Consider the following 13,109-nt stretch of genomic DNA (forward strand, 5'->3'; position numbering starts at 1 on the left):
TGCTGCTGCAATACATCCTCAAGCGCATTCTGGTGATGATCCCGACGCTGCTCGTCACCAGCGCGCTGATCTTCACGGTCATCAACCTGCCTGAGGGCGATTATTTCGAGACGCTCGCCGCCGAGATGCAGGCGCAGGGGGAAAAGGCCGACCTCAGCCGCATCGAGTTCCTGAAGAAGGAGTACGGCTTCGACAAGCCGCCGGTCGAACGGTATTTCTGGTGGGTCACTGGCCTTCTCCAGGGCGACATGGGCTACTCCTTCGAGTATCAGCGCCCGGTCCGCGAGATCGTCGGCGACCGCCTGATGCTGACCATGGTGGTCTCCTTCGTCACCATCATCGTCACCTGGCTGATCGCCTTCCCGATCGGGATCTATTCGGCGACACATCAATATAGCTGGGGCGATTACGGGCTGACCTTCCTGGGGCTGATCGGCCTGGCGATCCCGCATTTCCTGCTGGCGCTCGTGTTCATGTACGCGGCGAATGTCTGGTTCGGGACCTCGATCGGCGGACTCGTCGACCCGCAATATCTCAATCAGCCGATGAGCTGGGCCAAGCTCTGGTCGATCCTCGAACATCTCTGGATTCCGGTGATCATCATCGGGGCAGGCGGCACCGCCGGCATGATCCGCGCCGTCCGGGCAAACCTGCTCGACGAATTGCAGAAGCAGTATTTCGTCACCGCCCGCGCCAAGGGGCTGCCGCCGGGCAAGGCGCTGCGCAAATACCCGCTGCGCATGTCGCTCAACTTCTTCGTCTCCGATATCGGCGACATCCTGCCCTCGATCGTCTCGGGCGCCGAGATCGTCGCGATCGTGCTCTCGCTCCAGACCACAGGACCACTCCTGATCCGGGCCCTGCAGAGCCAGGACATGTATCTCGCCGGCTCCTTCCTGATGTTTTTGTCCTTCCTGACCGTGATCGGCGTGCTGATCTCCGACATCTCGCTCGCGATCCTCGATCCACGGATCCGGCTGCAAGGCACGGCGACCAAGTGAGCGCTCTTCCCGCAGACGGCGCACCCCTGCCGCATACCGCCTCGACCGCCCCCTTCGAGCCCTATGCGGTCGAGACGATGACGCCCGAGCAGGAGCGGGTCTATCTCGCTTCGCAATGGCAACTGATGTGGTGGAAGTTTCGCAAGCACAAGCTCGCGGTGATCTCCGGCGTCGTCATCCTGACGATCTACGCCATGGTCGCGATCTGCGAGTTCCTCGCCCCTTACGACTACACCACGCGCAACACCGACTTCATCCGCGCGCCGCGCCAGGAGGTGCACCTGTTCCATCAGGGCAGCCTCGTCGGCCCGTTCGTCTACCCCTACACGCAGCGCCTCAACATGGAGAACCTGAAGCGCGAATATGATGTCGACACCAGCCGCCCCGAGAAGCTGCGCTTCTTCTGCCGGGGCGACGCCTATGATTTCTGGGGGCTGATCCCGGGCAATCTGCACCTGGTCTGCCCTGCCGAAGGCGGCACGCTCTTCCTGCTCGGCTCGGACCGGCTCGGCCGCGACATGCTCTCGCGCATTCTCTATGGCGGGCGCATCTCGCTCTCGATCGGCCTGCTCGGCGTCTTCGTCTCCTTCGTGCTCGGCGTCATCATCGGTGGCATCGCCGGCTATTACGGCGGCAAGGTCGATCTCGTCGTCCAGCGCATCATCGAGATCGTGCAGTCGCTGCCGCATATCCCGCTCTGGCTGGCGCTGGCCTCGATCATGCCACCCTCCTGGAGCCCGCTGCTGGTCTATTTCGGCATCACCGTCATCCTCGGCCTGATGGATTGGACGGGTCTGGCCCGCGCCGTGCGCTCGAAGCTGCTTTCGCTGCGTGAGGAGGATTATGTCGTCGCGGCCCAGCTGATGGGCGCCAAGCCCGCCCGTATCATCGGCCTGCATCTCGTGCCCGGCTTCATGAGCCATCTCATCGCCTCCGCGACGATCACCATTCCCAGGACGATCCTGGGCGAGACGGCGCTGAGCTTCCTGGGGCTGGGCCTGCGCCCCCCCATAACCAGCTGGGGCGTGATGCTGAACGAGGCGCAGAACATCAATGTGGTGGCGCTCTATCCCTGGTTGCTCTATCCGGTCGTCCCGGTGATCCTGATCATCCTGGCCTTCAACTTCCTCGGCGATGGCCTGCGCGACGCGGCCGATCCCTATCGCTGAGCGCAAGCCCGCAGAGCAGCACGCGGAGCACCACACGGTGCGCATCGCCTTCCATACGCCGCTCAACGCCTTCGAGGACGGCCGCATCTCCGGCGACAGGCGCATGGCGCGGCAGATCGCGACCGCCCTGGAACAGCTTGGCCATGTCGTCGAACCCGTGCGCGACGCCCGCTCCTACATGAAGACGCCGGATCTCGGGCTGCTGGAACGCCACCGCGCCCAGGCCGCGGCGAAGATCGAGGCGCTCGCCGCCAGTTGGCGCGCGGGCGCAGCGCCTCCCGACCTCTGGTTCACCTATCACAGCTACTACAAGGCGCCAGACCTGCTCGGGCCCGCCATCTCGGAACACCTCTCGATTCCCTATGTCGTTGCGGAGGCGAGCGGTTCGGAGCGCCGCGCCAAAGGGGAATGGGCGCGGCATGTCGCGCTGGCGCGCGCCAGCTTCGGGAGCGCCGATCTGCATCTCTGCTTCACCGAGCGCGACCGGATCGGCGTCGAGTTCTGGTGCGGCGAGCGCACGCAATTCCTCGCCTTCCCGCCCTTCATCGCGCTCGATGCCAGCGCGCCGCAGCCAGAGCCGCAACCCGGCCCGCCACGCCTCGCCACCGTCGCGATGATGCGCGCCGGCGTGAAACATGAGAGTTATCTCGCCCTGGCGCGCACATTGCTGCAGCTCGCCGAAAAGCCCTGGACATTGACAGTGATCGGAGACGGGCCGCTGCGCGCCGAGGTCGAACAGGCTTTCGCCGCTTTGCCGCCGGGCCGCGTCACCTGGCTGGGCGCGCTCGCCCATGACCAGGTCGCGGCTGAACTCGCAAGCCACGACATCTTCATCTGGCCCGGCCTCGGCGAGGCCTATGGGCTGGTCTATCTGGAGGCGCAGGCCGCCGGCCTGCCCGTCATCGCCTTCGCCAGCGGCGGCGTGCCCGACACTGTCAGGCCGGACGAAACCGCCTTCCTCGCACCCGAGAACGACGAAGCGGCACTTGCTCTGGCGCTGTCCCGGCTGCTCGCAGACGCGGACATGCGCGCCAGGATGGGCCGCGCCGCCGCGACCTTCGTCAGGAGCGAGCGCACCTTGGAGACGGCCAGCGCCATCCTGGCACAAGGCTTTGCGCGCATCGCCTCGGCTCGCCCAAGGGCGATGCCATGAGCGATACATCCCTGGACGAGCTTCTCGCCGAGCTCGATTGCTGGAGCGAGGCCGGCAGGCCCCTCCGGCTCTGGCTGCGCGATGACGACGCCGTCGCGCCAAGCCCGGCGCTGGACCATCTCGCCGGCTTGAGCGAGCGCTTCGCCTTGCCCGTGCTCCTGGCCGTCATCCCGATGCTGGCCGAACCGGCTCTGGCCGCGGCGCTGCGGGCGGCCCCCTCGCTCCTGCCTTGCCAGCATGGCTGCAGGCACCAGAACCACGCCGCCATCGGCATGAAGAAATCCGAATTCGGCGCAGGCCGCGCGCGCGCTGAGGCCGAGGCCGATATCGCGGCCGGACGGCAGCGGCTCGGTGATCTGCTCGGGGCCGCCGTGCTGCCCGTCTTCGTGCCGCCCTGGAACCGCATCGACCCCGCTCTGGCACGGACCCTGCCGGAATTCGGCCTCGCCGGCCTGTCCTGCTTTCGCGGCTTCGGGCTCGGCGGCGACGGCCCGGCCCTGGTCAACAGCGACATCGACGTGATGGACTGGCATGGCGGGCGGATCGGCCGCTCCTTGCAAGCCCTGGCCCTGGAGATCCGCGACCGGCTCGCTGCACGGCGCCAGCAATCGGAGGGCACGGACACGCTCGGCCTGCTGCTGCACCACCGCGACCACGACGAGACCGCCTGGGCCACCTTGCAGACCCTGCTTGCGACGCTTACGGCGCATCCTGTCATCGTGACCACCGATCCCGCGCGGCTGTTTTCGGACCGGTGCGCTGCAAAAATGCGGCACTCAGGCTCGGGGCGTTCGTTGCCCTGAAGAGCGGACTTGGATCGAAGCCTGCGCCACGCTATGATCCCATCTTGCATTCCCGGGTGCGTTCGTCCTCTCCACGGGGGTCGTCTGGCCTTTCTGCGGAGGACGACGCAGTCATGTCTTTCAACGTCGTCGACCTTCCCGGCGTCGAGCGCGCGCCGCGAGACCCCCATGCGCCGCGCGTCCTGATCTACAGCCACGACACCTTTGGCCTCGGCCATATCCGGCGCTGCCGGGCGATCGCCAACTCGCTCGTGGCCAACTATCCTCATATATCAGTGATCATCGTCTCCGGCTCGTCGGTGATCTCAAGCTTCCAGTTCGGTGACGGCGTCGACTATGTCCGCATCCCCGGCGTCGAGAAGCAGAGCGATGGCCGTTATGGGCCTCATCATCTCAATCTCGACCTCACCGACACGATCCGTCTGCGTACCGACATCATCAAGCAGGTCGTGCTCTCCTTCGATCCCGACGTGGTCATCGTCGACAAGGAGCCGGTCGGCCTGCGCGGCGAATTGATCCCGGCGCTCGAAGTCCTGCGCCGGCGCGGCGCGCGCATCGTGCTCGGCCTGCGCGACGTGCTCGACGAGCCGACGAAGCTCTATGAGGAATGGCGCCATACCGGAGCGATCGAGGCGCTGGAGCAGGTCTATGACGACATCTTCGTCTATGGGCTGGAGAGCATCTACCAGCCGCTTGCCGGCCTGCCGAACCAGCACCTCTTCGCCGACAAGATCCGCTATACCGGCTATCTCAAGCGGGCCGTGCCGAGCCCGATGCCACCCAACCGCTATCCGCGCATCACCAAGGGGCCGTTCATCCTGGTGACGCCCGGCGGCGGCGGCGACGGGGCCGGCGTGATCGACTGGGTGATCTCCGCCTATGAGGCCGACCCGACCATCGCCTTGCCGGCGCTGATCGTGTTCGGCCCCTTCATGTCGCGCGAGCGCCGCAAGGAGTTCGCCGAGCGCATCGCCCGTATTCCGAAGCTGGAAAGCCTCGGTTTCGAGCCGCGCCTCGAATTGCTGATGAACCGCGCCCACTGCGTCGTCGCGATGGGCGGTTACAACACCTTCTGCGAAATCCTCTCCTTCGACAAACCGGCGCTGATCGTGCCGCGCGTCAAGCCGCGGCTCGAACAGGCCATACGCGCCGAGCGTGCCGACCATCTGAAGCTCATCGATGTCCTGCATGATCCCGCGCAGAACGGCGAGGGCGCGCGCGACCCGCTGGTGATGGCTGCGGCGCTGCATGCCTTGCCCAAACGCGTGCCGCCCTCCCAGGCCTTCGTCCCGAGCCTGCTCGACGGCCTGCCGGCCGTCGCCCGCGCACTCGCCGACGACCTCTCGATGCCGGTCCGCGGCAGAATCCTGGCGCAAAACGCCGCCGTGGTGAGCTGACAGGCCCAACCTGCTCTGCGCAAGCGCGCAAAACCGATCGGCTCCAGGCGAGCATCCGAGCCCGCACCGATCGCAAAAGCAAGTTGAGAACACTCGGGAGAGCCTGCCTGCCGGCAGCCATGGCGAGGAGCCGGCCCGTCCTGCAAAAACCGCGCTCACGACTCATCGCAAGTGCGTAGACAGGCCGGGGTAAACTTCTCAATATATCAGCCATCGGAGGAGGACGGCGCTCCGCGCCTGCGCTCCTAGGGAAGGATTTTGCGATGGCGCTGCACTTCAAGAATTTCGCCCTGCTCGAACCCGATCACGGCGAACTGCGCCTAGGCTACGAACTCCTGGTCGATGGCGAGACGATCCGCGAGCTCTCGGACAAGCCGATCAAGGCGGCGAATGCCGATGTGATCGATTGCGGCGGCCGCACGCTGATGCCGGGCCTGATCGACAGCCATGTCCATGTCTTCCTCTCCGAAGTCTATATCCGCGCCATGGAGAGCATGCCGCTGACGCTGATGACGGCGCGCGCCGTCCGCCTGATGAAGGGCATGATCGACCGCGGCTTCACCTCGGTGCGCGACACCGGCGGCGCCGACTGGGGCATCAAGGAAGCGGTCGACAAGGGCGATGTCGCGGCTCCGCGCCTGTTCATCGCCGGTGCGGCGATCGGTCCGACCGGTGGCCATAGCGACCCGCGCCGGCGCACCGATTTCGGCGCGCGCTGCCATTGCTGCAACGCCATGGCCTACACCATGAACGTCTCGGACGGCGTCTCTTCGGTGAAGAAGTCGGTGCGCGAGCAGATGCGGCTCGGCGCCGATCACATCAAGATCATGATGTCGGGCGGCGTCGCCTCACCCTACGACCCGCTCGATTCGATGCAGTTCAGCGTCGATGAGGTGAAGACGGCGGTCGAGGAAGCCAAGGCCTTCGGCCGCTATGTCTGCGCCCACGCCTATACGCCCGAGGCGATCACGCGCGCAGCCCAATGCGGCGTCCGCGCCATCGAGCATGGCAATCTGATCGACGACGCCTCGGCCAAGCTGATGGCCGAGAATGGCATGTTCCTGACCGCCAACCTCGTCGCCTATTACGCGATGAAGGAACGCGCCGCCGAGTTCGGCATGAACAGCGACATGCTCGCCAAGAACGATCTCGTCATCGATGGCGGCCTGCGCTCGCTCGAGATCTGCAAGCGCGCCGGCGTGCCCGTCGCCTATGGCAGCGACCTGCTCGGCCAGCTCCAGGTCGAGCAGTCCAGGGAATTCCTGCTGCGCAGCGAAGTGCTCTCCCCCATCGAGATCATTCGCTCGGCAACGACGATCGGCGCGCAGCTTCTGCGCATGGAGGGCAAGCTTGGCACGCTCCGTGCTGGAGCCTTCGCCGACATGATCCTCGTCGATGGCGACCCGCTGAAGAACCTCGGACTCTTCCAGGAACAGGGCAAGCACCTGACGATGATCATGAAGGGCGGCGCGTTCCACAAGAACACGCTGCATTGAGTCTAGAGCGTTTCGAGCGAAGTGGACACCGGTTCGCGTGAAGACAACGCGTCAGAACAAAGAGCTGGAGCTGTTGAACGATCCTATCGGATCGGAGAGTGCTCCGGCAGGCCTGAGGTCGCGCCGCGACGAATAGCGACAAACGATGCGACGGATAGAGAAAGACAATCTTGACTGTTTGTAAGTGGAGCCGCAGCTTGCGGCGGGTTTGGAACGGGAGGCGGGATAAGGTGGTGGTGGCAGGCCAGGCACGCGTGCAAAAGAGACAGCTTGCGGCAGGCTATGCACAGCAAGCCCCCGTGGCGGCTCGGCCTCGCCTTGGAGCGCCGGCTTGAGCGCCGCCGCCCGCCCGAGCTTCGGCCGTCTCGCGCTCAACGGAGCCGCCTGCCTCTCGCTCGGCTTCATCCTGCTGCCGCTGATCTTCGTCACCTGGCTCGCCTTCTTCCGGCAGGAGATCCCCTCCTTCCCGCCAGAGGGCTATTCGCTGAAATGGTTCTCGGCCGCGGCCAGCAACAAGCCTTTCATCGACGGCTTCATCCTCAGCCTCCAGGTCGGCGTGCTGGCGACATTGATCGGGCTTGCGCTGGGCGTGCCCGCGAGCCTGGCGCTGGTGCGCCATCGCATCACGCTCGGCCCCGCCGTCAACACGCTGCTGCTGCTGCCGCTGGTGATGCCGGGTATCGTGCTCGGCACCGCGCTTTACGTCTTCCAGATCGAGACCGAGATCGCCACGGGCCTGCCGGTGCTGGGCTCGCTTGGCGGCCTGATCGCCGCCCATACCCTCGTGGTCATTCCCTGGGTCGTCCGGCTCGTCACGGCGAGCCTCACCGGCTTCGACCGCACCATCGAGGAGGCTGCGCAGAATCTCGGCGCCGGCCCGCTCACCACCTTCTGGCGGGTCACCCTGCCCAGCATCAGGCCCGGCATCGTCGCGGCCGGGCTGTTCGGCTTCGTCACCTCTTTCGGCAATCTTGAAATGAGCCTGTTTCTCGTTGGACCGGGGCGCACCACGCTGCCGATCGCAATCCTGCAATATCTCGAATGGAAGATCGATCCGACCGTGGCCGCGGCCTCGCTGATCCAGATCGTCCTGATCGCCGTGGCGATGGTCGTCACGGATCGTTACGTCAAGCTGAGCCGGGTGGTTTGAGACAATGGCACGGCTTTCGATCGAGCATCTCCGCAAATCCTATGGCGACCTGACCGTCGTCGACGATGTCACCATCGACATCGCCGACGGCGAATTCCTCGTCCTGCTAGGCCCCTCGGGCTGCGGCAAGACCACGACCTTGCGCATGGTCGCGGGCTTCGTGCCGCCGAGCTCGGGCAAGCTCAGCATCGGCGAGCGCAACGTCACGGCGCTGCCGCCCTGGAAGCGCAATTGCGGCCTGGTTTTCCAGAGCTACGCTCTCTTTCCCCATATGACGGTGGCGGAGAACGTCGCCTTCGGGCTGGAGATGCGCAAGGTCGCGCAGGCCGAGCGCAGCATGCGCGTCGCGGAGGCACTGCGCCTCGTCCAGCTCACCGGTTTCGACGGGCGCTATCCGCGCCAGCTCTCCGGCGGTCAGCAGCAGCGCGTCGCCCTGGCGCGCGCGCTCGCCATGGAGCCCGACGTGCTCCTGCTCGACGAACCCCTCTCCAATCTCGATGCCAAGCTCCGGCAGGAGGTCCGCGTCGAGATCCGCGACCTGCAGCGCAAGCTCGGCCTGACCACCATCATGGTCACGCATGACCAGGAAGAGGCGTTGACCATGGCCGACCGGCTGGTCGTCATGGAAAAGGGCCAGGTCCGCCAGATCGGCACCCAGCGCGAGCTCTACGAGAAGCCCGCCGATCGTTTCGTTGCAGGTTTCATCGGTCGCAGCGCCTTCCTCGACGGCGAGATCGCCGGCAATGGCCGCTTCCGCACCAAGGGCGGGCTCGACATCGCCTGCGCTGCCGCGACCGGCATGGGATCCGCCACCCTCGCATTGCGGCCCGAGCGGATCGCCGTCGGCGGCGAGGCGCAGGGTTGCCCCAATCATTACGAGGCCAAGGTCGAGCACGCCTCCTATCTCGGCGCGCTGCTCGACATCCATGTCAGCCTGTCCGAGCATGACCGCATGCTGCTGCAGATCCCGAACCGGGCCGGCGTGGCCGAGCCGAAGCCGGGCGAGACCATCACGATCGGTTGGGCGCAGGACGCCGGGCTGGTCTATCCGCGCGAAGCCTGACCAAACAGGCGAAAACAGGGGACTTCAACCATGACAAAGATCGATAGGCGGACCGTTATCAAGGGCCTGGCCGGCGCAGCGGCGCTGGCCCCGGCCATGAGCCACCAAGCCTTCGCACAAGCCGGCGGCAAGGTCGTGATCGGCACCTGGGGCGGCGACTATGCCCGCCTCCTGACCAAGAACATCGACGAGCCGATCCTGAAGCCCAAGGGCATCGAGATCGTGCAGGACCAGGCGGGCGACGCCCCGCGCCGCGCCAAGATGACCGCTGAGAAGCGCCTTCCGCGCGGCACCGTCGATGTGCAGGGCCTTTCGGCCGCCAACATGTTCGAGATGAACGAGGCGGGCGTCCTGGAGCAGCTCGACTACTCCAAGATTCCCAACGCCAAGAACCTGCTGCCGACGATGAAATACCCCTACGGCATCGGGCACATCTATTCGGGCAACGTCGTCATCTACAATCCCAAGCTGATCACGCCCGCACCGACCGGCTTCAAGGATTGGCTCGATCCGAAATGGGGCGACAAGATCGGCTTCATCGACATCCAGTACCAGTCGATCTTCATCGCGGCCTCGATGGCCGCGACCGGCGGCAAGGACATGAACAACCTCGACAAGGCCAAGGAGGTTCTCCTCGCCGTGAAGAAGGCGGGCGCGCGCGTCTACCCGACCAACGAGGCCTTCGCCGCCGCGATGAAGAACGAAGAGATCGGCATCAGCGCGATCTGGAAGGCCCGCGTCGTGCAGTGGCAGAATGCCGGCATCCCCTGCGAGGCGGTCTCGCCTGTCGAGGGTATCCCGGCCTATGTCTCGGGCTTCGTCATCCAGAAGAACGCGCCCAACAAGGACAACGCCTACGCCTATTTGAACGCGATGCTGGAGAAGGCACCCCAGGAGGCCTTCGCCGTCGACATGGGCTATAACGGCACCGTCACCGGCCTCAATGTCCCGCCCGATCTGCAGAAGCGCATCGGCTTCACCCCCGAGGAGGAGAAGCGCCTCAAGGATCTCGACTACGCCTTCCTCGCCAAGAACGATTCCGCCATGAAGGAGTGGTGGGACAAGGTCTTCAAGGCGTGAGCACGGCTGCTCCAGAGGCCGTCGCTGGCGCCCGCACCGGCCTTGCCGGCGCGCTGGTCGTGCCGGCGACCATCTTCGTCGCGATCGGGCTTCTGGGCCCGATCGCGATCCTGTTCCGTTATTCGCTGAACCAGTTCATTCCCGGCCAGTTCATGGTCGATGGGCTGACGATCGAGAATTACGTCAAGTTCTTCACCGACAGCTATTACCTCAACGTGCTGCTGCGCACGGTGCGCGTCGCGGTGATCTGCACGGTCGCCTGCCTGATCATGGGCTTCCCGCTGGCCTATGTGCTGGCGCGCATGCAGAGCCGCTTCAAGAACCTGCTCATTATGCTCGTCGTGCTGCCGCTCTTCGTCGGCAATGCGGTGCGAGCGGCAGGCTGGATGACCGCCTTCGGCAGCAAGGGCGCGCTCAACGCCTCGCTGATGGGGCTGGGCCTGATCGACCATCCCATCGAGATCATGTTCACCGAGAATGCCGTGCTGATCGGCATCGTCGCGGTCAACCTGCCCTTCATGGTTCTGACGCTGCAGAGCGTGATCGAGGGCATTCCCCGCAATGTCGAGGAAGCCGCCTTCAGCCTCGGCGCCGGCCCCGCCGCGATGTTTCGCCGCGTGCTCTGGCCGCTTGCCCTGCCCGGCATCCTCGCCGGCACGATCCTGACCTTCATCCTGGCGATGAACGCCTATGCCACGCCAGTGCTGCTCGGCGGCCCGAAATTCCAGATGATGGGCCCGCTGGTCTATGGCCAGTTCGCGCAGCAGAACAACTGGCCCTTCGGCGGCGCGATCTCCTTCATCCTGATGACCGCCACGATCGTGCTGACGGTCGCAGCCCATCTCATCGTGCAGCGGCGTTATCGCTAGGGCATCTTCGAGCGAAGTGGACACCGGCTCGCGTGAAGAAGATGCGACCAGACAAGGATGTAGAGCATTTCCGCAGTTCGGAGAAACGCAGAGATGCTCAAGGCGGCTGGCCAAGCGATCTGCGGCGCACTAAGTGTCGGCCATGAACCTGTCCGCCTCTCTCGTTCCCATCGCGGTCGGCGCTGTTGCGATCGTCCTGCTTCTCGGGCTGGCCAACATGCTGCGCGGCGGCAGCCCCAGCACCTCGCAGAACCTGATGCGGCTCAGGGTGGTCCTGCAGTTCATCGCAATCCTCGTCATCCTCGGCATCATGTGGTGGCGCAGCGGCTGATTTAGCCGTCGCGACCGACGCTGTCCCCGCTTTGTTTACCTTTCTCTAAGCGATTGATTTTGCAGAGTTTCGCTTCGTCTGGCGCGACTCCAACACGACCATTGCCGCAATCCTGCCATATTCCCGACACGAGTCTCTGCGCTTCACTAACACCGTTCCGCCGACAACAAGAAAAGTCCCCCATGGTTCGCGTTGCATTGTTGGTCCTCGCCGGAATGATGGCAGCCGCCCCCGCTTGGGCGCAGTCTCAGCCTCTCCCGGCCGGCGTTTCCAGCTATGCTCCGGCGACCGAGACGCCCTCGCTCTCATGGGAAGCGCGCATCGGCGCCGCAGCCGCCAATCCGGGCGGGCGCGAAAGCGGCCTGCTCAACTTCAGCGGCGAAGTGGTCACGCCGCGCGTCGCGACCTTGAACGACCGTTTCTCCGCAGCCTTCGTGCCGCGCTTCCATCTTGGTTCGAGCGTCAATTTCAACGGCACGCGCTATGCCTATGCCGGTGCGACCTGGACCGTCGACCTGACCAAGGCGGTCTTCGTCGAGGCCAGCCTGGGCGCCGCCCTCAATGACGGCAAGACCGGCGCGGTCGTTCCCGAGAACCGCCTCAATGTCGGCTGCAACAGCGGCTCGCGCGAGGCCGCCGCGCTCGGCCTGCGGCTCAACGACCGCTGGAGCCTGGTCGCGACGCTGGAGCATTTCAGCACGGCCGGCTGCTCCGATCGCGACAAGCCGCGCGGCCCGGCCAATTTCGGCGCCAAGCTCGGCTATACCTTCTGAGAACGGGCGGGCGGCGCGATTGCCGCATGCGAGCCCTTTCGCTCGGTCACCGCCGCGCTATAACGCGTCGATGGTCAAGCTCAACCGCATCTACACCCGCACCGGCGACGACGGCACGACGGGCCTCACCACCGGGCCGCGCCGGCTGAAATTCGATTTGCGGGTCGCCGCCTATGGCACGGTGGACGAGACCAATGCCTGCATCGGCATGGCCCGGCTGCATGCGGCGACCGAGGACGCCGCTGTCGACGCCATGCTCGGCCGCATCAGCAACGACCTGTTCGACCTCGGAGCCGACCTCTCGACGCCCGATACCGGCGCGAAACTGGCCTTCGAGCCGCTGCGCATCGCGCAGGTCCAGGTCGACCGGGTCGAGGCCGAGATCGACCAGCTCAACGCCACCCTGGAGCCGCTGCGCTCCTTCGTCCTGCCTGGCGGCACACCAGCCGCCACACATCTCCATCTCGCGCGCACGGTGAGCCGCCGCGCCGAACGATTGATGGTCGAACTGGCCCAGACCGAGGGCGAGGCCGTGGCCGGACCCGCCTTGAAATACATCAACCGCCTCTCCGACTTCCTCTTCGTCGCCTCCCGCTTCCTCAATGCCAAGGCGCGGGGCGACGTACTCTGGGTGCCGGGCCAGAATCGCTAGAGCCGGATGATTTCAGATGGGATCACCGAGTGATCCCATCTGAAATCTGAATCCGTATCTCATCTAAAAGTTAGAGCAGGATCAATGCGAAAAACCGGTTTCCACTTTTTCGCATCCTGCTCTGGAGGCACGATGCGAAAGAATGGAAGCCGGTTTCTCACAGGAATCCCGC

Annotated in this window: 13 protein-coding genes; all 13 read left to right on the forward strand. The window is 65.2% G+C overall.

Annotated features, from left to right (window positions below; translation table 11 throughout):
• Positions 1-2: 2 nt before the first annotated feature.
• The 13 genes from CYD53_RS12110 to CYD53_RS12170 all read left to right on the forward strand — a co-directional run bounded on the left by CYD53_RS12110 (position 3) and on the right by CYD53_RS12170 (position 12,937).
• Complete coding sequence (locus tag CYD53_RS12110; protein WP_069693309.1) at positions 3-1,001, forward strand: ABC transporter permease; 999 nt, start codon at positions 3-5, stop codon at positions 999-1,001.
• Positions 998-2,170: an ABC transporter permease gene (locus CYD53_RS12115; protein WP_181011831.1), complete on the forward strand. Its 1,173-nt coding sequence runs from the start codon at positions 998-1,000 to the stop codon at positions 2,168-2,170. Before CYD53_RS12110 ends, CYD53_RS12115 begins: the two co-directional genes overlap by 4 nt.
• A gap of 37 nt (positions 2,171-2,207) precedes the next feature.
• A complete protein-coding gene (locus CYD53_RS30870) occupies positions 2,208-3,323 on the forward strand; it encodes a glycosyltransferase family 4 protein (protein WP_181011832.1) in 1,116 nt (371 codons plus the stop codon).
• A complete protein-coding gene (locus CYD53_RS12125; RefSeq protein ID WP_103718360.1) occupies positions 3,320-4,126 on the forward strand; it encodes a polysaccharide deacetylase family protein in 807 nt (268 codons plus the stop codon). Before CYD53_RS30870 ends, CYD53_RS12125 begins: the two co-directional genes overlap by 4 nt.
• 113 nt (positions 4,127-4,239) lie before the next feature.
• A complete protein-coding gene (locus tag CYD53_RS12130) occupies positions 4,240-5,523 on the forward strand; it encodes a glycosyltransferase family protein (RefSeq protein WP_092171712.1) in 1,284 nt (427 codons plus the stop codon).
• 263 nt (positions 5,524-5,786) lie between these two features.
• On the forward strand, positions 5,787-7,019 hold the full coding sequence (locus CYD53_RS12135; RefSeq protein ID WP_103718361.1) for a metal-dependent hydrolase family protein: 1,233 nt from the start codon (positions 5,787-5,789) through the stop codon (positions 7,017-7,019).
• Between the two features lie 331 nt (positions 7,020-7,350).
• Positions 7,351-8,169 carry an ABC transporter permease gene (locus CYD53_RS12140; protein WP_103718362.1) on the forward strand — a complete coding sequence of 273 codons (819 nt, stop codon included), beginning with the start codon at positions 7,351-7,353 and terminating at the stop codon, positions 8,167-8,169.
• A 4-nt stretch (positions 8,170-8,173) separates the two neighbouring features.
• Positions 8,174-9,232 (forward strand): ABC transporter ATP-binding protein, encoded by a 1,059-nt coding sequence (locus tag CYD53_RS12145; RefSeq protein ID WP_103718363.1) that lies wholly within the window; start codon positions 8,174-8,176, stop codon positions 9,230-9,232.
• A gap of 30 nt (positions 9,233-9,262) precedes the next feature.
• A complete protein-coding gene (locus tag CYD53_RS12150; protein ID WP_103718364.1) occupies positions 9,263-10,312 on the forward strand; it encodes an extracellular solute-binding protein in 1,050 nt (349 codons plus the stop codon).
• Positions 10,309-11,181: an ABC transporter permease gene (locus CYD53_RS12155; RefSeq protein ID WP_103718365.1), complete on the forward strand. Its 873-nt coding sequence runs from the start codon at positions 10,309-10,311 to the stop codon at positions 11,179-11,181. Before CYD53_RS12150 ends, CYD53_RS12155 begins: the two co-directional genes overlap by 4 nt.
• A gap of 142 nt (positions 11,182-11,323) precedes the next feature.
• Positions 11,324-11,512 carry a twin transmembrane helix small protein gene (locus tag CYD53_RS12160; protein WP_181011833.1) on the forward strand — a complete coding sequence of 63 codons (189 nt, stop codon included), beginning with the start codon at positions 11,324-11,326 and terminating at the stop codon, positions 11,510-11,512.
• Between the two features lie 182 nt (positions 11,513-11,694).
• Positions 11,695-12,285 (forward strand): acyloxyacyl hydrolase, encoded by a 591-nt coding sequence (locus tag CYD53_RS12165; protein WP_103718366.1) that lies wholly within the window; start codon positions 11,695-11,697, stop codon positions 12,283-12,285.
• Between the two features lie 70 nt (positions 12,286-12,355).
• The gene (locus CYD53_RS12170; protein WP_103718603.1) at positions 12,356-12,937 is read left to right on the forward strand and encodes a cob(I)yrinic acid a,c-diamide adenosyltransferase; all 582 of its coding nucleotides are present in this window, start codon (positions 12,356-12,358) and stop codon (positions 12,935-12,937) included.
• Positions 12,938-13,109 lie beyond the last annotated feature (172 nt).

The organism is Allobosea psychrotolerans, assembly GCF_002917105.1.
Classification (GTDB): domain Bacteria; phylum Pseudomonadota; class Alphaproteobacteria; order Rhizobiales; family Beijerinckiaceae; genus Allobosea; species Allobosea psychrotolerans.

Excerpts from the sequence above, each read along its gene's own strand:
- CYD53_RS12135 (WP_103718361.1), top strand. The coding sequence starts at position 5,787 with ATGGCGCTGCACTTCAAGAATTTCGCCCTGCTCGAACCCGATCACGGC.
- CYD53_RS12165 (WP_103718366.1), top strand. The coding sequence starts at position 11,695 with ATGGTTCGCGTTGCATTGTTGGTCCTCGCCGGAATGATGGCAGCCGCC.
- CYD53_RS12170 (WP_103718603.1), top strand. The coding sequence starts at position 12,356 with ATGGTCAAGCTCAACCGCATCTACACCCGCACCGGCGACGACGGCACG.
- CYD53_RS12160 (WP_181011833.1), top strand. The coding sequence starts at position 11,324 with ATGAACCTGTCCGCCTCTCTCGTTCCCATCGCGGTCGGCGCTGTTGCG.
- CYD53_RS12150 (WP_103718364.1), top strand. The coding sequence starts at position 9,263 with ATGACAAAGATCGATAGGCGGACCGTTATCAAGGGCCTGGCCGGCGCA.
- CYD53_RS12125 (WP_103718360.1), top strand. The coding sequence starts at position 3,320 with ATGAGCGATACATCCCTGGACGAGCTTCTCGCCGAGCTCGATTGCTGG.
- CYD53_RS12145 (WP_103718363.1), top strand. The coding sequence starts at position 8,174 with ATGGCACGGCTTTCGATCGAGCATCTCCGCAAATCCTATGGCGACCTG.
- CYD53_RS12130 (WP_092171712.1), top strand. The coding sequence starts at position 4,240 with ATGTCTTTCAACGTCGTCGACCTTCCCGGCGTCGAGCGCGCGCCGCGA.